This is a genomic window from Sphingobium sp. B12D2B (genome assembly GCF_025961775.1).
Lineage (GTDB): Bacteria > Pseudomonadota > Alphaproteobacteria > Sphingomonadales > Sphingomonadaceae > Sphingobium.
The window spans coordinates 138,873-162,548 of sequence record NZ_JAOQOH010000001.1 but is presented as its reverse complement, the minus strand read 5'-3'; the positions used below and the strand labels follow the sequence as shown (position 1 = coordinate 162,548).

At 66.5% G+C, this 23,676-nt stretch carries 21 protein-coding genes; 10 read left to right on the top strand and 11 right to left on the bottom strand.

Features of this window, described 5'->3' with window-relative positions; all coding sequences use genetic code 11:
* Positions 1-65 precede the first annotated feature (65 nt).
* Both sppA and M2335_RS00795 read left to right on the top strand, forming a co-directional pair.
* Positions 66-1,961 (top strand): signal peptide peptidase SppA, encoded by a 1,896-nt coding sequence (gene sppA, locus M2335_RS00800; RefSeq protein ID WP_413716129.1) that lies wholly within the window; start codon positions 66-68, stop codon positions 1,959-1,961.
* A 2-nt stretch (positions 1,962-1,963) separates the two neighbouring features.
* Entirely contained in the window at positions 1,964-2,227 is a 264-nt protein-coding gene (locus M2335_RS00795) for a GFA family protein (RefSeq protein WP_264593484.1), read from the top strand.
* 109 nt (positions 2,228-2,336) lie between these two features.
* Here the strand turns inward: M2335_RS00795 and M2335_RS00790 are convergent, their stop codons facing one another.
* The gene (locus M2335_RS00790) at positions 2,337-3,002 is read right to left on the bottom strand and encodes a trimeric intracellular cation channel family protein (RefSeq protein ID WP_264593483.1); all 666 of its coding nucleotides are present in this window, start codon (positions 3,000-3,002) and stop codon (positions 2,337-2,339) included.
* 131 nt (positions 3,003-3,133) lie between these two features.
* Between M2335_RS00790 and M2335_RS00785 the strand changes: the two genes are divergently transcribed.
* The gene (locus tag M2335_RS00785; RefSeq protein WP_264593482.1) at positions 3,134-3,712 is read left to right on the top strand and encodes an NADPH-dependent FMN reductase; all 579 of its coding nucleotides are present in this window, start codon (positions 3,134-3,136) and stop codon (positions 3,710-3,712) included.
* Positions 3,713-3,714: 2 nt separating this feature from the next.
* Here the strand turns inward: M2335_RS00785 and M2335_RS00780 are convergent, their stop codons facing one another.
* Complete coding sequence (locus M2335_RS00780; RefSeq protein ID WP_264593481.1) at positions 3,715-4,392, bottom strand: YggS family pyridoxal phosphate-dependent enzyme; 678 nt, start codon at positions 4,390-4,392, stop codon at positions 3,715-3,717.
* Positions 4,393-4,435: 43 nt separating this feature from the next.
* Here M2335_RS00780 and M2335_RS00775 point away from each other — a divergent pair, with 43 nt between their 5' ends.
* Positions 4,436-5,023, top strand: a complete 588-nt coding sequence (locus tag M2335_RS00775) for a thiamine phosphate synthase (protein WP_264593480.1) — start codon at positions 4,436-4,438, stop codon at positions 5,021-5,023.
* Here the strand turns inward: M2335_RS00775 and M2335_RS00770 are convergent.
* Positions 5,016-6,311 (bottom strand): SGNH/GDSL hydrolase family protein, encoded by a 1,296-nt coding sequence (locus tag M2335_RS00770; protein ID WP_264593479.1) that lies wholly within the window; start codon positions 6,309-6,311, stop codon positions 5,016-5,018. The two genes, M2335_RS00775 and M2335_RS00770, sit on opposite strands and share 8 nt — an antisense overlap.
* A 153-nt stretch (positions 6,312-6,464) precedes the next feature.
* Entirely contained in the window at positions 6,465-7,223 is a 759-nt protein-coding gene (locus M2335_RS00765) for a hypothetical protein (protein ID WP_264593478.1), read from the bottom strand.
* A 349-nt stretch (positions 7,224-7,572) separates the two neighbouring features.
* On the opposite strand from M2335_RS00765, the gene M2335_RS00760 reads away from it, so the two are divergent.
* From M2335_RS00760 to M2335_RS00735, 6 genes are all read left to right on the top strand, one after another.
* Entirely contained in the window at positions 7,573-8,022 is a 450-nt protein-coding gene (locus M2335_RS00760) for a DUF3576 domain-containing protein (protein WP_264574095.1), read from the top strand.
* A gap of 62 nt (positions 8,023-8,084) precedes the next feature.
* Entirely contained in the window at positions 8,085-10,730 is a 2,646-nt protein-coding gene (gene leuS, locus M2335_RS00755) for a leucine--tRNA ligase (protein WP_264593477.1), read from the top strand.
* A complete protein-coding gene (lptE, locus tag M2335_RS00750) occupies positions 10,730-11,227 on the top strand; it encodes an LPS assembly lipoprotein LptE (RefSeq protein ID WP_264593476.1) in 498 nt (165 codons plus the stop codon). The genes leuS and lptE overlap by 1 nt, the downstream gene beginning before the upstream one ends.
* Positions 11,224-12,207 (top strand): DNA polymerase III subunit delta, encoded by a 984-nt coding sequence (locus tag M2335_RS00745; RefSeq protein WP_181560942.1) that lies wholly within the window; start codon positions 11,224-11,226, stop codon positions 12,205-12,207. Before lptE ends, M2335_RS00745 begins: the two co-directional genes overlap by 4 nt.
* 202 nt (positions 12,208-12,409) lie before the next feature.
* Entirely contained in the window at positions 12,410-12,820 is a 411-nt protein-coding gene (msrB, locus tag M2335_RS00740; protein ID WP_264572327.1) for a peptide-methionine (R)-S-oxide reductase MsrB, read from the top strand.
* A gap of 91 nt (positions 12,821-12,911) precedes the next feature.
* Complete coding sequence (locus M2335_RS00735; protein ID WP_264593475.1) at positions 12,912-15,053, top strand: transglycosylase domain-containing protein; 2,142 nt, start codon at positions 12,912-12,914, stop codon at positions 15,051-15,053.
* Positions 15,054-15,198: 145 nt separating this feature from the next.
* On the opposite strand, the gene lpdA is transcribed toward M2335_RS00735, so the two are convergent.
* The 7 genes from lpdA to mdh all read right to left on the bottom strand — a co-directional run bounded on the left by lpdA (position 15,199) and on the right by mdh (position 23,436).
* On the bottom strand, positions 15,199-16,602 hold the full coding sequence (lpdA, locus tag M2335_RS00730) for a dihydrolipoyl dehydrogenase (RefSeq protein WP_264593474.1): 1,404 nt from the start codon (positions 16,600-16,602) through the stop codon (positions 15,199-15,201).
* Positions 16,603-16,652: 50 nt separating this feature from the next.
* Positions 16,653-16,919: a GIY-YIG nuclease family protein gene (locus tag M2335_RS00725; protein WP_264595327.1), complete on the bottom strand. Its 267-nt coding sequence runs from the start codon at positions 16,917-16,919 to the stop codon at positions 16,653-16,655.
* A gap of 67 nt (positions 16,920-16,986) precedes the next feature.
* Positions 16,987-18,261 (bottom strand): 2-oxoglutarate dehydrogenase complex dihydrolipoyllysine-residue succinyltransferase, encoded by a 1,275-nt coding sequence (gene odhB / locus M2335_RS00720; RefSeq protein ID WP_264593473.1) that lies wholly within the window; start codon positions 18,259-18,261, stop codon positions 16,987-16,989.
* Between the two features lie 33 nt (positions 18,262-18,294).
* Complete coding sequence (locus tag M2335_RS00715; RefSeq protein WP_264576918.1) at positions 18,295-21,114, bottom strand: 2-oxoglutarate dehydrogenase E1 component; 2,820 nt, start codon at positions 21,112-21,114, stop codon at positions 18,295-18,297.
* A gap of 99 nt (positions 21,115-21,213) precedes the next feature.
* Entirely contained in the window at positions 21,214-22,098 is an 885-nt protein-coding gene (sucD, locus tag M2335_RS00710) for a succinate--CoA ligase subunit alpha (RefSeq protein ID WP_264593472.1), read from the bottom strand.
* Positions 22,095-22,403, bottom strand: a complete 309-nt coding sequence (locus M2335_RS00705) for a GIY-YIG nuclease family protein (RefSeq protein ID WP_264588248.1) — start codon at positions 22,401-22,403, stop codon at positions 22,095-22,097. Before M2335_RS00705 ends, sucD begins: the two co-directional genes overlap by 4 nt.
* 70 nt (positions 22,404-22,473) lie before the next feature.
* Positions 22,474-23,436 carry a malate dehydrogenase gene (mdh, locus tag M2335_RS00700; RefSeq protein ID WP_181560933.1) on the bottom strand — a complete coding sequence of 321 codons (963 nt, stop codon included), beginning with the start codon at positions 23,434-23,436 and terminating at the stop codon, positions 22,474-22,476.
* Positions 23,437-23,676 lie beyond the last annotated feature (240 nt).

Below are 23,676 nucleotides of genomic sequence, written 5' to 3'. Positions count from 1 at the left end.
TCTGACGGGAACGTGCATCGGGCAGGAAGATGCGCTAGCGAAGCGGCAAAGGAGCCGCCAACGTGCTGAGTCTTGTGAAAACTGCCTGGAAAATCATGATGGGGGTGAAGGACGCGCTGGTCCTACTCTTCCTCATCCTCTTCTTCGCGCTGCTCTATGCCGGCCTCAAGGCCGCGCGGATGGAAGAGAGCTTTCCGGCAAGCGGCGCGCTCTATCTTGCGCTGGACAGGCCGATCGTGGAGCAGCCCCGGCCGATCGATCAATATGCGATGGTCGCGGGCACCGGCGGGTCGGGCGAGTATCGGCTGCGCGACGTGGTGCGCGCCATCGAGGCAGCGGCGGGCGACAGCGCGATCAAGGCCGTGGTGCTCGATCTGGATGGCTTTGGCGGCGGCGGTCAGGTCGCGATGCAGCGCGTGGGCGAGGCGCTGGACAAGGTGCGCGCCGCGGGCAAGCCGGTGCTCACCCGCGCCTCTTATTATGATGATGCCAGCTATATGCTGGCCGCCCATGCCAGCGAGGTGTGGCTCGATCCACTCGGCATGGTCGGGGTGACCGGGCCGGGCGGGAGCAATCTCTACTTCAAGGGCCTGATCGACCGGCTGGGGGTGAAGGCGCATGTCTACCGCGTCGGCAGCTTCAAGAGCGCGGTGGAGCCCTATACGCAGGCAGAACAGTCGCCCGAGGCGCGCGCCGCCAATGAGGCGCTGGTGACGGCAATCTGGTCCGACTGGCTGGAACATGTGGGCAAGGCGCGTCCGGCGGCGCGGGTGCGCGATTATCTGGCCGATCCGCTGGCGCTGCTGCGCGCCAATGGCGGCGATACCGCCAAGGCGGCGCAGGCGGCGGGCCTGGTCGACAAGCTCGGCGATCCGGTCACGTTCGGCAATCATGTCGCCGAAATCGTCGGGGAAGCGAGCGACCCGCGGCCGGGCGATTATGCCGCCATCCCGTTCGAGGGCTATTTGCGCAAGCACAAGGAAGGCAGCGGCGGGCAGGTCGGCGTCGTCACCGTCGCCGGAGAAATCGTGGATGGCGAAGCGGCGCCCGGCCAAGCCGGGGGGACCAGCGTCGCCAGCCTGATCAACGACGCGGTGGCCGAGGATTCGGTGAAGGCACTGGTGCTGCGCGTCGATTCGCCCGGCGGATCGGCGGCGGCGGCGGAGGAAATTCGCCTCGCGCTGGCGCAGGCGCGGGCCAAGGGCCTGCCGATCGTCGTCTCGATGGGCAATGTCGCGGCCAGCGGCGGCTATTGGGTCAGCACGGCCAGCGACATGATCTTTGCCGAGCCGGCGACGATCACCGGCTCGATCGGCGTGTTCGGCATATTGCCGAGCTTCGAGGATGCGTTGGCCAAGGTCGGCATCACCAGCGATGGCGTGAAGGCGACGCCGCTCTCCGGCGAGCCGGACGTGATCGGTGGGGTGAGCCCGGAGTTCAACGCGCTGGCGCAAGCGAGCGTGGAGGATATCTACGGCAAGTTCATCGGTCTGGTTGCCAGCAACCGCAAGATGACGCCGCAGCGCGTCGACGAGATCGCGCAGGGCCGGGTGTGGGCCGGCGGCATGGCGCATCAGCTCAAGCTCGTCGACCGCTTCGGCGGGGTCGAGGATGCCGTTGCGGAGGCGGCCCGGCGCGCCAAGCTGAGCGGCGACGCTGCAAGCGCGCGCTATTTCGACCCCGAGCCGGATTCGCTAGCGCAGTTTCTCGGCATGTTCATGAGCGGGGAGGCCAGAGCGCCCGCCATCACCGCGCCGCGCGATCTGCTGAGCTATGCGGCGCGGCAGCAGCGCCAGATTGCCGTGCGCATCATGCGTGATCTCAAGGGGCTGGTCGAGGGGCCGTCCATCCGCGCGGACTGCCTGGAGTGCCGCGCCTTTACGCCCGCCAGCGCCATGACGTCGGGCGAGCAGGCAGGCTGGCTCGGCATCCTCCTTGGCGCTGCCCAGCGGCCGCTCTGAGAATGGCGGCCGCGATCACCGGCGGTTGCCTGTGCGGTGCCTGCCGCTATGCGACCGATGCGGCGCCGATCAACATTCGCGCCTGCCATTGCCGGCTCTGCCAAAAGGCGACGGGCGCGCCGCTCTATGCACGGGTGCTGGTGCCGCTCGATGCCGTCCGTATCGAAGGCCCGGTGGGATGGCATCACAGCTCGGCGGCGTTGCGACGCGGCTTCTGCACCGCGTGCGGCACCACATTGTTCTCGGAGCGCGCCTCGGCCATGTGATCGGCCTTGCCATTGGCAGCCTGGATGAACCCGAGCGCTATCCACCCACCGAGCATATCTGGACGTCAAGCGCGCTGAGCTGGCTGACATCGGCCGATGATCTGCCGCATTATCCCGAGGGGCCACCCGCCTGATCCGGGCTGTTGCCGGTGCGATAATGCGGGAGCGCAAGGCCGCGCACGATGGCAACGGCGCGCAGGATGAAGCCGGCGATTACGGCCAGCACGGCGGCCCAAGGGGCGGCCATGCCGATGCTGGCGAGCAGGGCATAGAGGCCTGCCGACAAAGCGGCGGCCGTCACATAGATTTCCGGACGCAGCACGATGGAGGGCTGGCCTGCGAGCAGATCGCGGATGATGCCGCCGACGCAGGCCGTGATGATGCCCATCAGGGCGCTGATGAAGGGCGGGATGTCCAGGCTCATGGCCTTGGCGGTGCCGAACACGGCGAAGGCAACCAGCCCCACGGCGTCCAGCCAGTCGAGCGCGCGCTCGCTCCACCAGCGCTCGGGGGTCATCCACACCACCAGCGATGCACCGAGGCAGATGAGCGCCGGGCGCACATCGTGAATCCAGAAGACCGGCGCGCCGATCAGCAGATCGCGCACCGTGCCGCCGCCCACGCCGGTGGCGATGGCAAAGAAGGCGAAGGTGACGAGGGTCTGGCCCAGCCGCGCCGCAGCCAGCGCGCCCGAGGCCGCAAAGACGAAGATACCGACCAGCCCCATGGCGGAGAGCAGGGCATCGACGGGGACGGGTAGATCCTGCGGTGTCATGCGCCTCCCTTAGCGCAGATCGCTTGGCTTTCCATCTCTGCTGCCCCCTCTGCTGATACGGCGTTTCGCCCGTCGCGCAGGATGGGACAGGCTGCTAGGCTCGCGCCGACATTGCCACGGAGCCTGACAATATGAGCCTTTCGCTTCTCGTCTTCTATGGATCCTATCGGGAGGCGCGCGCCGGCATCAGGCTCGCCGACTATTGCGTGCGCGCGCTGTCCGAACGGGGCCATAAGGTGGAACTGATCGATGCGCGCGCGGTCGGCCTGCCGATGCTGGACAAGCGCCTCTCCGATTATGCGCCCGGCACCGCCCCGGCGGAGATGACCGCGCTCGCCGAAAAGATCAGCGCTGCGGACGGCTTCGTGTTCGTCACCGGCGAGTATAATTCAGGTCTGCAGCCGGGCCTCAAGAACCTCATCGACCATTATTATCAGGAATGGCGGCGGCGCCCGGCCGGCATCGTGAGCTATTCGGCGGGGCGGATGGCCGGTGCGCGCTCCAGCTACGCCTGGCACCCGACGCTGACGACGCTGGGGATCGCCGTGATTCCCGCCAGCGTGGCAGTCGGCGGGATCACGGACAGTCTCGATGCGGCCGGCGAACCAAGCGGCGCGGGTGGCGCGGCGCTGGTGCGCAGCTTTGCCGGCTTTGCGGACGAGCTGGAATGGTGGGCCGGCGCGGTGAAGGCGCAGCGCAAGCCGGGCTGACGTCAGATGGCGTCGCGGGTGCCGAACAATGCGGTGCCCACCCGCACATGGGTGGCGCCGAGCATCACAGCCGTCTCATAATCGCCGGACATGCCCATGGAGCGGCCCGGCAATTCATGATCGCGGGCCAGCTTGTCGAGCAGGGCGAAATAGGGCGCGGCCTCGACCTCAGCGGGGGGCACGCACATGAGCCCGACGACCGGCAGGTCCGCCGCGCGCGCCTGTGCCAGCAGGGCCGGTACATCGGCGATGGCGCAGCCGCCCTTTTGCTCTTCCTCGCCGATATTGACCTGCAGGAAGCAGTCCGGCCGGCGGCCCGCCTTGTCCATGGCCTTGGCCAGCGCCGCGATCAGCGAGGCGCGGTCGACGCCATGAATGGCATCGAACAGCGCGACGGCGTCCTCCGCCTTGTTGGACTGAAGCTGGCCGACGAGGTGGAGGCGGATATCGGGATAAGCCTCGCGCAGCGCCGGCCATTTGGCCTGCGCTTCCTGCACGCGGTTTTCGCCGAACACGCACTGCCCGGCCTCGATGAGCGGGCGCACCGCCTCAGCCGGATGCGTCTTGCTGACGGCGATCAGCGTCACCGACCCCGCAGGACGACCCGCGACGCGCTCGACCCTGCTGATCGCATCCCGCACATGTGCCAACCGGCTCTCGGCCGTGCCTTCGGCGCTCATCTGATTATTTTGCCCATTCATCGGCGCCGCTATAAAAGGCGCGATGCACGCAGGCCAAGGCAAATCGCGCACTCCGCTCCCGACCGTGTGGCTGATGAGCGACGAGCGCGTGGCGACGGACGATCTGGTGCGCGCGGTCGCACGGCTGCCGCGACAGTCGGCCGTCATCTTGCGCCATTATCGCCTCGACCCCATCGCACGGCGGGCCTTGTTCAATCAGGTGCGGCGGGCAGCGCGCAAGCGCCATTGCCGCATCCTGCTCGCCGGCGATGCGAGGACGGCCATGCACTGGGGGGCAGATGGCCATCATGGCCCGACGGCCGGACCGCGCAACCCGCGCTGGCTGCATAGCGCGCCGGCGCACAGCCATAAGGAAATGCGGGACGCGCAGCGCGCCGGTGCGGATGTCGTCCTGCTGTCCCCGCTGTTTCGCACGCGTTCGCACCCCGGCGCGCGACCACTCGGCCCTGCCCGCTTTGCGGCGCTCGCGCGGCTTGCGACCCTGCCGGTGATCGCCCTTGGCGGGGTCCACCCGCGCCATGCCGCCCTGGTGCGGCGCCTTGGGGCTATGGGCTATGCCGCTATCGACGGGTTGACGCCCCGACGTGGCCCGCGCGGTGGCGCTATTTGAACAGCGAGAGATCGATGGACGCGGCCAGCGCCTCATAACCCGCGTCGGTGCCGTGCAGGAAGTCGCCCATATGATAGCCGGGCCGCATCTGCTGGGGATTGGCGGGGTCCGCAAAGGCGGCGTCGAAATCCAGCCAGGCATCGAAGATCGCGCCGGAGCGGATGGCGGCGTTGATGCCTTGCCGCACGGCCTCGGCTTCCGGCGTCCAATAGGTCGCGCCTTTATAGGGGGCGATCGTCGCACCGACCGCGGTGATGCCGCGCGCGCGTGCGCGCTCGGCGATCTGGCGATAGCCCGCCAGCATCGTCTCGAGCGTCACCTTGGTGCCATCGGCGAGGACATTGGGCCGGCCGGCCTGCTGGGCCATGCGCTCGGCGCCAAAGGCGATGCCAAGATCGTTCACGCCCTCGAACACGATCAGATAGCGGATGCCGGGCAGGGCGAGGATGTCACGGTCCAGCCGGGCCAGCGCGCTATCGCCAAAGCCATCGCTGAGCACGCGGTTGCCGCTGATGCCCTGATTGGCGATGCCCCACTTGCCGGGATTCGCCGCCAGCAGACGGGCGGCGAGGAAGTCCGGCCAGCGCCGGTTCGCGCCGGGCGTGGAGCCAATGCCGTCGGTGATCGAATCGGCCAGCATGGCAATCGTCCCGGCACCGTCCTGCGCATCGACCTCCACGGCGGCGAGGAAGGGGCGGTGCGGGCCTTGCTGCACCGGCTCGAAGGGTTTGCCGAGATAATTGCCGGGTGGCGAGACGCGCAGCGTATCCAGCCCGCTTTCATGGCAGGTGCAGGGGCCGGTGTCGCCCGGCACATAGATTTGCACGGAGAGGCGGGCGAGGTCCGGCACCGGCATATCGACCGTGTCGCTCAGCAATGGCGCGCGCGCCGGGATGCGGGCTGTCGCCGCGCCGCCGAAGCGCAGCATCCGGGCCGAGCCCGGCACTTCGGCGCCTTGCGGATCGAGCAGGGCGATGCGCACCCCGCCGATCTCCAGCGGCTTTTCGCCATAGGCATTGGTCAAGCGCAGCCGCAGTGCCGTGCCGCCGGCTGCGATGCGAAGCGTCTGCACCAGCGTCTGATTATTATAGCTTCTCGGCGCCATCAGTGGGCCAAGATCCGTGCGGGCGCGGACCGGCGCGGCGGACCAGCTGGTGATCCAGTCCGCCCGCGCGGGGACGGCCGAGAGAAGCAGGCCTATGGCCATCGCGGCGATGCCCGTCGTGCGTCCGAGCCGGCTTTTCCCGGCGTGATCGCGACGATGATGGGCGATCTGATTTGTTTGCATAGTCCCTCTCCCCGTTGCGGCGCCGTTCGGCGGCCCGCACCGCGGTGCTGCCTTGTGGGGCGCCGCTGTGTCAATCATCGAGACGGAAGAACCACAGCACTTGCGGGCGCGACTCATCGCGTTCGCAAACAAGAGGTCAGCGCACAGGCGGGCTTAGAACTTGAAGGTGGTTCCGACGTAGACGGCCTGGCTGTCCTGCGCCTGATCCGTGACGGTCGGCGCGAGCCGGTTGTTCGGCCCGGCATAGCGCACGCCAGCCTTCAGGTTCAGGTTGCGGGTCAGCGAGTAGCTGCTCGAGAGATCGACGGCGTAGCTGGGCTCGGCGCCGAGCGTGGCCGGCGTATCTTCCGCTGGCGAGGCAGCCGCGACTTCGCGGTGCTCAAGCTGGACATTCGCCGAGAAGCGATCCTGCTTCGGGCGCAGCGTGAAGCTGGCGACCGGCTCGCTGATCGACTTCTCGATGATCGGGTCGAGCCTTGAGGATTCGATGCGGGTGCCCGGCGTGAACCGCGCGAGACCCTTGGTCACGCCCAGCCGGTATGCGACAGGCGCGACGCCGAGATTGGGCAGAACCCGCTCGGACCGGCCATCCAGCGCGGAGGCCATGGCGTTGGGCGTGCGGACGAGAATGGTCAGCGAGCGATTGCCGGCCGCCGAACCGCTGGTCGGCGTGAAGCGGAAGCCCTTGCTCTGCGATTCGCGCGCGGCCTGGGCATAGGCCTTGGCCAGCTTCTCATCATGGGTGACCGGCGTAAACGAACCGATGCTGCCCAGCATCTTCAGCGACACGCCGCTTTGATCCAGGCCCTTCGATTCTGCGCCGAGAACAGCGGAAAGCGCCGGGGTGAGGGCGAGCGACAGGGCGGCTGTCAAAGCCCCCACCAACGCGATCTTTCCCGTCTTCACCGTCACCGTTCGCTCCCTGCGCCGACTCCATTTTGAGGGCCGGTCTGTGTTCTTATATCATGAGGGGATAGCGCGGACCAGAAGCAGAGACGATTCGCTGGAAAGCGTGACCGATTCTCCACAGTGGCCACCGGCGAGCCGGTTATCCCCTTATAATCCCTTCGTGAAACGACCATTGTTCAACACGGTTGCAAAAATCAACCCACCGCAACTGAAATTGCGCCGGGCCGATGCCGGCAGCGGCGCGAGCGGCAGAGCCCGCGCAATCCGCCACTTGTGCCGCCGCCCTGCCTCACTATAGAGGCTGATCGACAGGGAGCCCGGTCACCACCGGACATCACGGGATAGGCAACGCATGGTTCTGAGCGGACACAAGACTTTGAAGGGCGGCCTGCTGCTGGCGCTTTCCTGCGGGCTGCTGGCAGGCTGCGGCGGCGGGAAGGATCGCCCCAAGGCCGATCTGGCCGCCTCGCGCGTGACCAGCATCGGCATCAACGGCTATCTCTGGCGCGCCAGCCTCGAGACGCTGTCCTTCATGCCCCTGCTCCAGACCGATTCCAACGGCGGCGTGATCCTGACCGACTGGTACATCAATCCCGCCGCGACGAACGAGCGCATGAAGCTGACGGTGACGATCCTCGACCAGGATCTGCGCGCCGATGCCCTGCGCGTGGCGGCCAGCCGCCAGATGCTGCAGAACGGCCAGTGGATCGACGCCCCGGTGCAGGCGGCGACGACCCAGAAGCTTGAAGAAATCATCCTGACGCGTGCCCGCGACCTGCGGCGCCGCGCGATCAGCGGCTGACAAAGCCCGGCCTCGGCGCCCGTCACGGGGCCGGACCGGCCCTATTGATGAACGAGGCGAGAGTGAGCGACAGACGCTTCAACCCTGCGCAGGCTGACGCCCGCTGGCAGGCCGTGTGGGACGACAGGGAGAGCTTCAAGGCCGGCACCCGCCAGGGCGCGCCGAGAAGCTATGTGCTGGAGATGTTCCCCTACCCCTCCGGGCGCATCCACATCGGCCATGTGCGCAACTATTCCATGGGTGACGTGCTGGCCCGCTTCCGCCGGATGCAGGGCCATGACGTGCTGCACCCGATGGGCTGGGATGCCTTCGGCATGCCCGCCGAAAATGCCGCGATGGAAAAGAAGATTCATCCGGGCAGCTGGACGCGCGACAATATCGCCTCGATGAAGGCGCAATTGAAGCGCCTCGGCTTCGCGCTCGACTGGAGCCGCGAGCTGGCGACCTGCGAGCCGGATTATTACGGCCAGGAGCAGGCGCTGTTCATCGACCTGTATGAGGCCGGCCTCGTCTACCGCAAGGAAAGCGCGGTGAACTGGGACCCGGTCGACATGACCGTGCTCGCCAATGAGCAGGTGATCGACGGCCGCGGCTGGCGCTCGGGCGCGCTGGTCGAGAAGCGCAAGCTCAACCAATGGTTCCTGCGCATCACCGACTTCGCAGACGACCTGCTCGCCGGCCTGGGCACGCTGGACAAGTGGCCCGAGAAGGTTCGCCTGATGCAGGAGAACTGGATCGGCAAGTCGCAGGGCATGCAGTTCCGGTTCAGATTATCCCAACCCCTCCCCTTCAGGGGAGGGGCCGGGGGTGGGGGCGATGCGTCAGCATCGCTCGCGGAGCGCCCCGGCGCGAGCACCCAGCCCCACCCCAACCCCTCCCCTGAAGGGGAGGGGCTTATTGAAGAGCTGGAGGTCTTCTCCACCCGGCCGGACACGCTGTTCGGCGCGAGCTTCGCGGCGATTGCCGCCGATCATCCGATTGCGCTGGCGCTCGCTCAGGACAACGCCGATCTGGCCGCGTTCGCCGAGGAATGCCGCCGGTCGGGCACCGCCGCGGCTGACCTGGAGACGCAGGAGAAGAAGGGCTTCGACACGGGCCTGAGCGTTGTCCATCCGCTCGATCCGGACTGGAAGCTGCCGCTGTTCGTCGCCAATTTCGTGCTGATGGATTATGGCACGGGCGCCGTCTTCGGCTGCCCGGCGCATGACCAGCGCGACCTCGACTTCGCGCGCAAATATATGCTGCCGGTGGAGCGCGTCGTCGCGCCGCAGGGCGAGGAGCAGGCGCCGATCCACGACGAGGCCTATACCGGCCCCGGTCGCCTCGTGAACTCGCGCTTCCTCGACGGCATGGCGGTGGAAGAGGCCAAGGCCGAAGTCATCCGCCGCGCCGAGGCCGAGGGCTGGGGCAAGGGCACGACGGTGTGGCGCCTGCGCGACTGGGGCGTTTCGCGCCAGCGCTACTGGGGCACGCCGATCCCGTTCATCCATTGCTCGGATTGCGGCGTGGTGCCCGTCCCCAAGACGCAGCTGCCGGTGGTGCTGCCCGAGGATGTGAGCTTCGACGTCCCCGGCAATCCGCTCGACCGGCACCCGACGTGGAAGCATGTCGATTGCCCCAAATGCGGCAAGGCTGCGGTGCGCGAGACCGACACGCTCGATACCTTCGTGGATTCGAGCTGGTACTTCATTCGCTTCGCCAGCCAGCCCGATGACCAGCCGTTCGACCGCGCCGAGGCCGAGAGCTGGCTGCCGGTCGGCCAGTATATCGGCGGTATCGAGCATGCGATCCTGCATCTGCTCTATGCCCGCTTCTGGACGCGCGCGCTGGCCCATATCGGCAAGATCAGCGTTGCCGAGCCGTTCGAGAGCCTGTTCACGCAGGGCATGGTCACGCATGAGACCTATGCCCGCAAGCAGGGCGAAGGCCTGCCGCCGCTCTACTACGCGCCCAGCGAAGTGACGCGCACCGCCGAGGGCGCGACGCTGCTGGCCGATGGCGCGCCGGTCGAGATCGGCCGCGTCATCAAGATGTCCAAGTCCAAGAAGAATGTCGTGGACCCGGACGAGATCATCGAGCGCTATGGCGCGGATGCGGTGCGCTGGTTCATGCTCTCGGACTCGCCGCCTGAGCGCGACCTGCCGTGGAGCGAGGCCGGCATCGAGGGCTCATGGCGCTTCGTCAATCGCTTGTGGCGCATCTTCGGGCAGGTCGGCGAAACCGGCGACGGCAGCGAGGAAAAGGCGCTCAAGCGCAAGCTGCACCAGACGGTCGACGGCGTCGCCAGGGATATCGAGGCACTGGCCTTCAACAAGGGCGTCGCCAAGATCTACGAGCTGGCCAATGCAATCGAGAAGGCGGCGCCGTCCGCCACCCGCGCCGAGGCGATTCGCGCGCTGACGCTGCTTGTGGCGCCGATGACGCCCCACATCGCCGAGGAAGCCTGGGCCGAGATGGGCCATGAGGGCCTGATCGCCGACGCCATGTGGCCGTCTGTCGATCCGGCCTTGCTGGTCGATGACGAAGTGACCATCGCCATTCAGGTGATGGGTAAGCTGCGCGATACGATCACCGTCGCCAAGGGCACGGACAAGGCCACGCTGGAGAGCCTTGCGCTCGCCGCGCCCAATGTCGCGCGGCAGCTTGAAGGCCGGGCGCCGAAGAAAGTGATTGTGGTTCCGGATCGTCTGGTCAATCTGGTCGTCTGATGACCAGCGCTTTCCCCCGCCTCATTCTGGGCCTCGCCCTTGCCGCCAGCCTCTCGGCCTGCGGATTGAAGCCCATGTATGCCGGCGGGCGCAGCGGGGCTGCGGCGCAGGCGCTGGCGAGCGTGCAGGTGGAGCCGATCCCCGGCAAGAGCGGCTGGCTGATGCGCAATGCGCTCAACGACCGGCTGGCCGCCATGGGCGATGCCGCCCCGCGCTATCTGCTCAAGGTGCAGCTCGATGATCGCATCGAGGGTCTGGGCGTGCGCGCCGATGACACGGTGACACGCGAACGCCGCACCCTGCGCGCGCGATACCAGTTGGTCGACACGCAGGATGGCAAGACCGTGCTGGACGAGACCTCAAGCTGGGACGCCGGCATCGATGTCGCCTCCAGCGAATATGCCACGGTTGCGGCCGAGGATAGCGCGCTGGAGCGACTGACCGAGATCGTCGCCGACCGCGTGCTGGCCAGCGTGGCGCTCGCCGCGCGCGAATGAGCCTGCGGGCGGACAATCAGGCCGCGCTCAAGGCGCTGGACGACCCCGCGCCGAACATCCGCCTCTATCTGCTGTACGGGCCGGATGAAGCCGGCAGCGAAGCGCTCAGCGCCCGCGTGGGCAAGGCCATGGGGGCGGGTGCCGAACGGATCGACCTGGATGGGGCGACGCTGCGCAGCGACCCGGCGCGCCTGCCGGATGAAGCCGCCGCCATCTCCATGTTCGGCGACAAGCGCTGGGTGCGCGTGCAGCCGGCGGGCGAGGAAGTCGTGCCGGCGGTCGAAGCTCTGCTGCAGGCGCCCGCGACTGGTAATCCGGTCGTGATGATCGCGGGCAATCTGCGCAAGACGAGCAAGCTGCTCAAGCTGTGCGAAGGCGACAAGGCGGTGATGGCCATTGTCAGCTATGCGCCGGAGGGCCGCAATGCCGATGCGCTGGCGGTCAGCATGGCGCGCGAACTCGGCCTGGAACTGCCGGGCGATCTCGCCCGTCGGCTGGTGGCGCTGACCGGCGCCGAGCGGGGGCTGCTGGCCGGCGAGATCGAGAAGCTGGCGCTGTATCTGGATGCCTCGCCCGAGGAGCCCAAGGCCGCGACGCCCGAGGCGCTGGATGCGCTGGGCGCGGAGGGGGGCGACCAGCAGCTCTTCAAGGCGGCGATGGTCGTGCTCTCCGGCAATGTCCGCGCCACCGAGCATGAGATGGCCCGGTTGCGCCAGAGTGGCGGCTCGCTGGCGGGGCTTGCCCGCCTCACCCTGCAACGCGCCATCGGCTTTGCGCAGGCGCAGGGCGGACAGGCGCCGCGCTTTGGCGGGCGCGGCGACGAGGAGGTGGCGCGCCGCTGGAGTGCCGAGGCGCTCGACAAGGCCATTCACCGGTTGGCCGAGGCCGAGCGAACCAGCCGCCTCTCGCACCAGATCGGCGAGACGGTGCTGGCGCAGGAGTTGATCAACGTCGCACGGCTCGGCGCACGCGGGCGCTAGGGCCAATCGACATTCAGCGCTGACGGCCTGCAAATGGCGGCATTCCGCGCTTCCGGTTTCTTAATCTGTCTGGGCCAGCGATCTTCAAGGCAGCGGGATCCCGGATCAAGTCCGGGATGACGAAAGAAGGGCTGACGAAAGCGTTTCTGCCCTCAAACCCGGTGCCATTGACGCGCCCGGGCAGGCACCCGATATTCCGTGCATGGATAAGATGAACCTCAGCGATGCCGAGTGGCGCGAGCGCCTGACCCCCGAGCAATATCATGTGCTGCGCGAGCATGGCACCGAGCGCGCCTTTGCGGGTGCCTATGACAAGCTCAAGGATGCCGGCATCTATCATTGCGCCGGTTGCGGCCTGCCGCTGTTCGACAGCGGCCATAAATATGACAGCGGCTCAGGCTGGCCGAGCTTCACCGCTCCGCTGGAAGATGAGGCGGTCAGCGAATATACCGACACGAGCCACGGCATGCGCCGGGTCGAGGTGCGCTGTGCGCGCTGCGACGGGCATCTGGGCCATGTCTTCCCTGATGGGCCGGGGCCGGAAGGCCTGCGCTACTGCATGAACAGCGTCGCGCTGGACTTCGAGCCGCAGGGCACCGCACAGGACGATTGATATCCTATTCAGCGCTTGTAAAGGCGCTGGACGCTTGTAGCGTCCTGCACAGTTGCAGCACGCAGCGGTTCGGAGCGATACAAGGCAAGGCATGGCCAAGGCAAAATCGGGGAGCTCGATCAGGCTCTGGACCATCCGGCTGATCAAGGTCGGCATCGCACTCGCCATCGGCGGACTGATCGCGCTGGTGATTGCGGTCGTCATCGCGATGCAGTCACTGCCGAGCTTCGACTCGCTCAAAAGCTCGCCCAATGGGCAGATGATCCGCGTCCATGCCGCGGATGGCTCCGTGCTCGTCTCGCTCGGCCCGAGCTATGGGCGCTGGCTCAACCATTCACAGATTCCCGAGGTGATGACCCGCGCTTTGGTCTCGGTGGAAGACAAGCGCTTCTACATGCACCCCGGTGTCGATCCGATCGGCGTCGCCCGTGCGGCCTGGGTGGGCTATGTCCGCCGTGGCGAGGGGCGGCGGTTGCAGGGCGCGTCGACCATCACCCAGCAGCTGGCGCGCAACATCTTCCTCAACAACAGCTATTCCGCCGGCCGAAAGCTGCGCGAGATGATCCTGGCGCTGGCGATGGAGCGCAAGTTCAGCAAGTCCCAGATTCTGGAGCTGTACCTCAACAAGGTCTATTTCGGCGGTGGCGCCTATGGCGTGGATGCCGCGAGCCGCAAGTTCTTCAATCACCCCGCGACGACGCTCAGCCTCGAGGAAGCGGCGATCATCGCCGGGCTGGTGAAGGCGCCCTCGCATTATTCGCCCACGGCCGATGCCGATGCTGCCGCCGGCCGCGCCCGTGTGGTGCTGGACGTGATGGCGGCCAATGGCGACCTTACCAGCGCCGAGCGGGCCGCCGCCGATCTCGATAGCGTGCGGCTGGTGCCCGAGAAGGCGCAGGACAGCGTGCGCTACTTCACCGACTGGGTGCTGCCGCAGCTCGATACGCTGATCGACGAGCGCGAGCAGCCGCTCGACGTCTACACCACGCTCGATCCCCGGATGCAGCGGGCCGCCGTGGCGGCGCTCAAGGGCCATGTGCCGGGCGGCGCGCAGGGTGCGCTGGTCAGCCTCGACCGCGATGGCGCGGTGCGGGCGCTGGTTGGCGGGCTGGATTATGTCAGCTCCAACTATAACCGCGCGACCGTTGCCCAGCGGCAGCCGGGCTCGGCCTTCAAGCTGTTCGTCTATCTCTCGGCGCTGGAAGCCGGTTACACGCCCGAGACGCGGGTGGTGGACAGCCCGGTGACGATCAACGGCTGGTCGCCGCGCAACGACAATCGCCGCAATGTCGGCGAGATCGACGTGCGCACCGCCTTTGCCTATTCGATCAACACCATTGCCGCCAAGCTGGGCATGGAAGTGGGCTTCTCGACCGTCGCCGACATGGCGCGGCGGTTCGGCATTTCCACGACGATCAACACGCACCCCTCGATGGTGCTCGGCACGTCCGAGGTCCACCTCATCGACATGACGCAGGCCTTTGCCTCCGTTGCCCGCAAGGGCGTGGCGGTGCGGCCCTATGGCATCCTCAAGGTGACCACGGCCGATGGCACCACGCTGTATGAGCATGAGGACGATACCAGCCGCGTGCTGGTGGCGCCCTGGGTTGCGGCGGGGATGACTGACCTGATGCAGACGGCGGTGAACACCGGCACGGGCCGCGCCGCGCAGATCGGCCGGCCGGTTGCGGGCAAGACCGGCACGACCACCAGCAACAAGGATGGCTGGTTCGTCGGCTTCTCCAGCGGCCTCACCACCGGCGTGTGGATGGGCCGCGATGATAATCGCACCGTGGGCGGCCTGGCCGGCGGGCGCGCGCCCGCACGGGCCTTCGCGGCCTATATGCGCACCGCCGTGGCCAATCGCCCGGTCGAGAATTTCGAGACCGAGGTGGTGCTGCCCGAATGGCAGCTCGAACCGGACGAAGAGGCCTATGGTTCGCCCGACAATGGCATGATGGTGGACGAGAATGGCCTGCCCCTGCCGCCCGCCGAGGGCCAGAGCAGCGGTGCCGAAGGCGCGACACCGGGCGACACCAGCGGCACCGAAGCGCCGCGCCGGATCGACCAGCGCTGGATCGACGAAGTGCTCGGCCGCGATGAACGCCCGGCGCGCCCGGCACCCGCCCAGCCAGGCCAGCAACGCCCGCCGCAGCAGCAGCGTCAGGCACCGCCCGCGCAGCCCCAGCCGCAACGGGAATCGCCGTCGATCCTGCCATCGGGGATGCAGTAGGGGGGCTGGTTCAGCCGCGGAAGACTCGTCAGCGCGGCGCCAGACGTGCGCGAATCTTCCGCCAGCATTCAGCTTCGCTGGCGAACAAGCTTACACGCGGGCAAAGGGGAAGCTCCTGACCGGACAGGCCGGTCAGGGCGCCAAGTCACATGTGGATGGGCTTGCCGAGCACTGCCATCGCGGCTTCCTTCACCGACTCATTGTGCGTCGGATGGGCGTGGCAGGTGTAGGCGATGTCCTCTGACGTCGCGCCGAACTCCATGGCCTGCGCGGCCTGGGCGATCATCGTGCCGGCGGGATCGGCGACGATCCACACGCCCAGCACCCGGTCGGTCTCGGCATCGGCGATCACCTTCACGAAGCCGTCGGTGGCGCTGATCGCCTTGGCGCGGCTGTTCGCCATCATCGGGAACTTGCCGACCTTGACCTCGCCCTTCTCGCGGGCGGCTTCCTCGGTGAGGCCGACACCGGCGATCTCCGGGCTGGTATAGACGACGCTGGGGATGACGTCATGATTGACGATGCCGGTCATGCCGGCGATGTTCTCGGCGACGGCAATGCCTTCATCCTCGGCCTTGTGCGCGAGCATGGGGCCGGGAATCACGTCGCCAACGGCCCACACGCCATCGACCTTGGTGGAGAAATCGGGACCGGTCTCGATCTGGCCGCGCTGGTTCAGCTCCAGCCCGATCTTGTCGAGGCCGAGGCCCTGCGTGTTCGGGCGGCGGCCGATGGCGACCAGCACCGTATCGGCCTCGATCGTCTCGGCGGTGCCACCAGCAGCCGGCTCGACCGTCACGCTGGCCTTGCCGCCCTTGACGGCAACGCCGGTCACCTTGGTGCCGGTGCGGATCTCGAAACCCTGCTTGGCGAACAGCTTGGCGGCTTCCTTGCGCACCTCGCCGTCCATGCCGGGCAGGATCTGGTCGAGATATTCGATCACGGTGACCTTGGCGCCCAGGCGACCCCAGACCGAACCCAGTTCGAGGCCGATGACGCCGCCGCCGATCACCACCAGATGATCCGGCACCTTCTTGAGCGCCAGCGCGCCGGTGGAATCGACCACCACGCCCTTGTCATTGTCGATCTCGACACCGGGCAGCGGCGTTACGCTGGAGCCGGTGGCAATGACGATGTTCTTGGCGGTCACCGTCTTGCCGGCCACCTCGACGCTGTGCGCGTCCTTGAAGTTGGCGAGCCCCTTGAGCCATTCAACCTTGTTCTTCTTGAACAGGAACTCGATGCCGCCGGTGAGGCCCTTCACCGCCGCATCCTTGTCCGCCAGCATCGCCGGCAGATCGAGCGATACCGAGCCGAGCTTGATGCCGTGCTTGGCCAGCACGCCATCCTTGGCCTCATGGAACAGGTGCGAGGCGTGCAGCAGCGTCTTGGAGGGAATGCAGCCGACATTGAGGCAGGTGCCGCCCAGCGTCTCCCGGCTTTCCGCGCAGGCGGTCTTCAGCCCAAGCTGCGCGGCGCGGATCGCCGCCACATAACCGCCCGGCCCGGCGCCGATTACGAGAACGTCATAGTCGAACTGGTCTGCCATTACTCATATCTCCTTCCAGTGCTCCTGCGAACGCAGGAGCCCAGGGCGGCTCAGAACCAACGGTCGAACAGATCCTGCCATTGCGGATTATCCTGTTCGATCAACTCAATCTTCCAGCGTCGTTTCCATTTCTTGATCCGCAGTTCGCGCGCCCGCGCTTCCTGAAGATCGTCATGCTGCTCGAACCAGACAAGGTGTGTGCAGCGATGCTCTTTCGTGAACCCGTCGATCAGGGCGTTGCGGTGCTGATAGGTCCGTCCAGCCAGGTCGCTCGTCACACCCGTATAGATCGTCCCGTTCGGCCCGCTGGCCATGATATAGACATATCCCGGCTTCGTCGCGCGTCTCCGCCCTGGGCTCCTGCTTTCGCAGGAGCACTAAACCTCACAAATCGATCAGCAGGCGGGTCGGGTCCTCGATGGCGTTTTTGAGGGCGACGAGGAAGGTCACGGCCTCGCGGCCATCGACCATGCGGTGATCGTAGCTCAGCGCCAGATACATCATCGGGCGCGCGACGATCTGGCCGTCGACCACCACGGCGCGCTCCTCGATGCGGTGCAGGCCGAGCACGCCGGACTGGGGCGGGTTGATGATCGGCGTCGACATGAGCGAGCCGAACACGCCGCCGTTGGAGATGGTGAAGGTGCCGCCGGCCATGTCCGCCATCGACAGCGTGCCTTCCTTGGCGCGCTTGCCGAAATCGGCGATGGTCTTCTCGATCTCGGCGATGCTCATCGTCTCGGCATTGCGGATGACCGGCACCACGAGGCCATTGGGCGCCGACACCGCGACCGAGATGTCGCAGAAATCATTGTAGACGATCTCGTCGCCCTCGATCTGCGCATTGACGCCGGGGATGTCCTTGAGCGCCATGCATGCGGCCTTCACGAAGAAGCCCATGAAGCCCAGGCGCACGCCGTGCTTCTTCTCGAACAGATCCTTGTACTTGGCGCGCGCCGCGATGACGGCGCTCATGTCCACATCGTTGAACGTGGTCAGAATGGCGGCGTTGTTCTGCGCTTCCTTGAGGCGCCGCGCGACAGTCTGGCGCAGGCGCGTCATCTTCACGCGCTCCTGATGGCGCGACGGGCCGGCGCTGCCGGTCGCCGGTGCCGGCGCGGCGGCGGCCACGGCGGACTCGCTCGCGACGGCGCTGCCATCGGCGATGGCGGCCATCACGTCGTCCTTGGTCAGGCGCCCGTCCTTGCCCGTGCCCTTGATCTTGCTGGGGTCGAGGCCATGCTCGAGCACCAGCCGGCGCACGGCAGGCGAGAGGGTGATGGCGCCAAGCGTGCTGTCGCCTTCATGCGCGGCCTGCGCGGGCGCGGGTGTGGGTGTGGGTGCAGGCGCTGCCTCGGTCTTGGCCGGGGCCGGCGCAGCGGCTTCCGCCTTGGCCGGTGCGGGCTTGCTGGCCGCAGCCGCGCCTTCCTGCACGGTGGCGATGACGGCACCGACATTCACGGTGTCGCCTTCCTTCACCAGCAGCTCGCCCAGCACGCCGGCAACCGGCGCGGGGACTTCCACCGCAACCTTGTCGGTCTCCAGGCTGGCGATCGGCTCATCGGCCTTCACCGCGTCGCCGGGCTTCTTCAGCCACTGGCCCACCGTCGCTTCCGTGACGGATTCACCCAGAGTCGGCACTTTCACTTCAGTGGCCATGTCTTTCCTCCTGCCCGGCGCGGCCTGCGCGGACTATGCTTTCTTCTGGCGCTTGATCTCGGTGCGCACATTGTGACCGAGCGCGTCCGCGATGAGCGCACCCTGCTCGGCCTGGTGACGGCGGGCAAGGCCGGTGGCAGGCGAGGCCGAAGCCTTGCGACCTGCGTAGCGGGCGCGCATCGGCGCCTTGCCGGCCTGATCGAGCGCCTCCTCGATATAGGGCTCCACGAAGAACCACGCACCATTGTTGCGCGGCTCCTCCTGACACCACACCACTTCCTCCAGCGCGGTCATGCGCTTGAGGCGCGTGGCGAGCGCCTCGGTCGGGAAGGGATAGAGCTGCTCGATGCGGACGATCTGCACGTCCTTGTCGCCGGCGGCATCGCGCGCTTCCATGAGGTCGTAGGCGACCTTGCCGGAACACAGCACCAGCCGGCGCGTCTGCTCGTCCGCCGCCGGTGTGGGGTCGGAGAGGATGCGCATGAAGTGGCGATCGCCCTGGAAATCCTCGGCCTTGCTCACCGCCAGCTTGTGCCGCAGCAGCGACTTGGGCGTGAAGATGATCAGTGGCTTGCGGAACGGGCGCAGCATCTGCCGGCGCAGGATGTGGAAATAGTTGGCCGGCGTGGTGCAGTTGGCGATCTGGATATTGCCTTCCGCACAGAGCTGCAGGAAGCGCTCGAGCCGTGCGGAGCTGTGCTCCGGCCCTTGCCCTTCATAACCATGCGGCAGCAGCAGCACGAGGCCGTTGGCCCGCAGCCACTTGGACTCGGACGAGGCGATATATTGATCGATGATGATCTGCGCGCCATTGGCGAAATCGCCGAACTGCGCTTCCCACAGCACCAGGCTCTTGGGGTCCGCCATGGCATAGCCATATTCAAAACCCAGCACGCCATATTCGGAGAGCGGGCTGTCATAGACCTCGAAGTGGCCGTGCGGCACGGTGGAAAGCGGGATGTACTTCTTCTCGCTGTCCTGATCGACCCAGACGGCGTGACGCTGGCTGAACGTGCCGCGGCCCGAATCCTGACCCGACAGGCGCACGCCATAGCCTTCCGACAGCAGCGAGCCGAAGGCCAGTGCCTCGCCCGTTGCCCAGTCGAAATTCTCGCCGGTCTTGAACATCTCCGCCTTGGCATCGAGCACGCGCCGCAAGGTGCGGTGGACGTTCACGCCCTCGGGCACCGTCGTCAACGTGCGGCCCAGGCTCTCGAACAGCTTGGGGGACACCGCAGTTTCGACATTCTTGCGCGCGGTTTCGATGTCGGCGGGCTGATGCAGGCCCGACCAGCGACCGGCAAACCAGTCGGCATGATTGGCCTTGTAGGTCTTGGCCGATTCAAATTCTTCCTCGAGATGATCGACGAAGCCCTCGACCTGCGCGGACAGGAACGAATCGTCCACCACGCCCTCTTCGCGCAGGCGCGAGGCGTAGACCTCGCTCACCGGCGGATGCTGCTTGATGCGCGCATACATGAGCGGCTGGGTGAAGCTCGGCTCGTCGCCCTCATTGTGGCCGAAGCGGCGGTAGCACCACATGTCGATCACGATGTCGCGATGGAAGGTCTGGCGATATTCGATCGCCAGCTTGCAGGCGAAGGTCACCGCCTCGGGATCATCGCCATTCACATGGATGATCGGCGCCTGCACGCCCTTGGCGACGTCGCTCGGATAGGGCGAGCCGCGCGAGAATTGCGGGCTGGTGGTGAAGCCGATCTGGTTGTTGACGACGAAGTGGATGCAGCCGCCGGTATTGTAGCCGCGCACGCCGGAGAAGCCGAAGCACTCCCACACAATGCCCTGGCCGGCGAAGGCCGCATCGCCATGGATGAGCACGGGCAGCACCTGCTTGTGCTTGCCGGGGCCGATATCGTCGCGGAACAGCTGCTGCGCGCGCACCTTGCCGAGCACGATCGGGTCGACCGTCTCCAGGTGCGAGGGGTTGGGCACCAGCGACATGTGGACATTGATGCCGTCGAAATCACGGTCGGTCGATGTGCCGAGATGGTATTTCACGTCGCCGGAGCCGCCGACATCCTCGGGATTGGCGGTGCCGCCCGAGAACTCGTGGAAGATCACGCGGAAGCCCTTGGCCATCACATTGGCCAGCACATTGAGGCGGCCACGATGGGCCATGCCGTACACGATCTCGCGGACGCCCAACTGGCCGCCATATTTGATCACGGCTTCGAGCGCCGGAATCATGGACTCGCCGCCATCGAGGCCGAAGCGCTTGGTGCCGACATATTTGCGGCCCAGGAACTTCTCATATTGCTCGGCCTGGATGACCTTGGCGAGGATCGCCTTCTTGCCCTCGGGCGTGAAGATGATTTCCTTGTCCTTGCCTTCCATGCGGTCCTGCAGGAACCGGCGCTCCTCCACATCGGAGATGTGCATATATTCGAGGCCGACATTGCCGCAGTAATTGGCGCGCAGAATGTCCACCAGCTCGCGGATCGTCGTCCACTCAAGACCGAGCGCGCCGCCGACATAGACCTTGCGGTCCTGCTCCGCGCCGGAGAAGCCATGATATTCCGGCGTCAGGTCGGCCGGAAGGTCGCGCTGGCTCAGGCCGAGAGGATCGAGATTGGCCGCCAGATGGCCGCGCACCCGATAGGTGCGGATGAGCATCATCGCGCGGATCGAATCGGCGGCTGCCTTGGCGACATCGGCCTGCGAGGCGGGCGCGCCGCTCTTGGCGGCGGCGGCCTTGATCGCCACCTGCATCTGCGTGGGGTCGAGCGCGGCGGTCAGATCGTCCGTGCTGTCGAGCGGCCAGCCCTTGCGCGCCCAGCTCGGCCCTTGTTCGGCCTCTTGCGCGCCGCTGAATTCCTGATTCTCGTAACCCATCGGTTCGATCCTTGCCTCTCTCCGCCGGGCGGAAGACGCCTGTGCCGCCATCCCGGACCGGCCTGTTAAGCCGTCCCGGGTGAAGCGGCTGTTAACCACCTACGCCTTGAGCACCTCAAGCAGCGTCGTGCCCAGCTCCGAAGGGCTGGCCGCAACCTTGATGCCCGCTGCTTCCATCGCCGCGATCTTGCTTTCCGCATCGCCCTTGCCGCCGGAGACGATCGCACCGGCATGGCCCATGCGACGGCCCGGAGGCGCCGTACGGCCCGCGATGAAGCCGGCCATCGGCTTCTTGCGGCCACGCTTGGCCTCGTCGATCAGGAACTGCGCGGCCTGCTCCTCGGCATCGCCGCCGATTTCGCCGATCATGATGATGCTCTGCGTCGCCTCGTCGGCGAGGAACAGCTCCAGCACGTCGATGAAATTGGTGCCGTTGACCGGATCGCCGCCAATGCCGACGGCGGTCGTCTGGCCAAGGCCGGCATTGGAGGTCTGGAACACTGCCTCATAGGTCAGCGTGCCCGAGCGCGAGACCACGCCGACGCTGCCCTTGCGAAAGATGGAGCCGGGCATGATGCCGATCTTGCACTCGTCAGGCGTCAGCACGCCGGGGCAGTTCGGGCCGATGAGGCGCGACTTGCTACCCGAGAGCGCACGCTTCACGCGCACCATGTCGAGCACCGGAATGCCTTCCGTGATCGTGACGATCAGCGGCACTTCCGCATCGATCGCTTCCAGGATCGAATCGGCGGCGAATGGCGGCGGCACGTAGATGACGCTCGCGGTGGCGCCGGTCTTGGCCACGGCTTCTTCCACCGTGTCGAACACCGGCAGGCCGATGTGGCTGGTGCCGCCCTTGCCCGGCGTCACGCCACCGACCATCTGCGTGCCATAGGCCAGCGCCTGTTCGGTGTGGAACGTGCCGGTCGCGCCGGTCATGCCCTGCGTGATGACCTTGGTGTTCTTGTCGACGAGGATGCTCATGGGCTCGCTTCGCTTCCTTGTTCCCCGGCGAAGGCCGGGGTCCAGTTCTGACAGATGGACTCGAACAGATCGTTCCAGTCCGGGTTTACTTCTTCAATGATCCGCAGTTCGCGCTGTCGCGCGTTCTGAAGATCGTCATGGGCTTCGTACCAAACCAGCAGCTTGCAGCCATATTTGGCGGTGAAGCCCTTGATCTCTCCTGTCCGATGCTGAGTGACGCGTCTCACCAGATCACTCGTCACACCGGTATAAATCGTCCCGTTCCGCCGACCTGCCATGATGTAAACATAGCCGGCGCAGGTCATTGCATCACCGCCGCTGCTGGGCCCCGGCCTTCGCCGGGGAACAGGAAGAGCAAGCGATGCGCGTCATCGCTTAGGCCAGGCTCGGATCGATGCCCTTGCACGCCACCAGCAGTTCCTTGACCGCATCGACGCTGACCTGGAGGTTGCCCTTCGCTTCGTCATCCAGCTCGATCTCGACGATCTGCTCGACGCCGTCCTTGCCGATGATCACCGGTACGCCGACATACAGGCCGTCGACGCCGTACTTGCCCTCGACATAGGCGGCGCAGGGCAGCAGGCGCTTCTGGTCGCCCAGATAGGCTTCCGCCATGGCGATTCCGCTGGTCGCGGGCGCATAATAAGCCGAGCCGGTCTTGAGCAGGCCGACGATCTCGCCGCCGCCCGAACGGGTGCGCTGCACGATGGCATCGATACGCTCCTTGGTGGAGCGGCCCTGCTTGATGAGGTCGGGCACGGGAATGCCGGCGACGGTCGAATATTGCACGACCGGCACCATGGTATCGCCATGGCCGCCGAGCACGAAGGTCGTGACGTCCTTGGCGGACACTTCGAACTCTTCGGCGATGAAGTGGCTGAACCGGGCCGAATCGAGCACGCCGGCCATGCCAACGACCTTGTTGTGCGGCAGGCCGGAGAATTCGCGCAGCGCCCAGACCATCGCGTCGAGCGGGTTGGTGATGCAGATCACGAACGCGTCGGGCGCATTGTCGCGAATGCCCTCGCCGACGGCCTTCATGACCTTGAGGTTGATGCCGAGCAGGTCGTCACGGCTCATGCCCGGCTTGCGGGCGACGCCGGCGGTGACGATGATGACGTCGGCCCCGGCAATGTCCGCATAGTCGTTGGAGCCGGTGATCTTGGCGTCGAAGCCTTCGACCGGACCGCACTGCGAAAGATCGAGCGCCTTGCCCTGGGGAATCCCTTCGACCACGTCGAACAGGACGATATCGCCAAGCCCTTTGAGAGCCGCGAGGTGAGCAAGCGTGCCGCCGATATTGCCGGCACCAATAAGCGCGATCTTCTTCCGGGCCATGCGCGTCTCCTTCTTTGCGCGGTGGTCGATGAGGCGCCCATAGGCCCAATTTCCTTACCGTTCAATGACGATCGGGCCAGATTTCGGCTTTTCTTTGCGATTAGTTCGCAATATCATTTGGGGGCGTTCAGCCGGTCCTTGAGGCGGATGAGTGACCGTCATCGATGGATCGCGACGCCTTCGACGCGATACCGTCCAACGGCCGAGAAGGCCGAACGGTCCACCGCGCCGGCAAAAGAA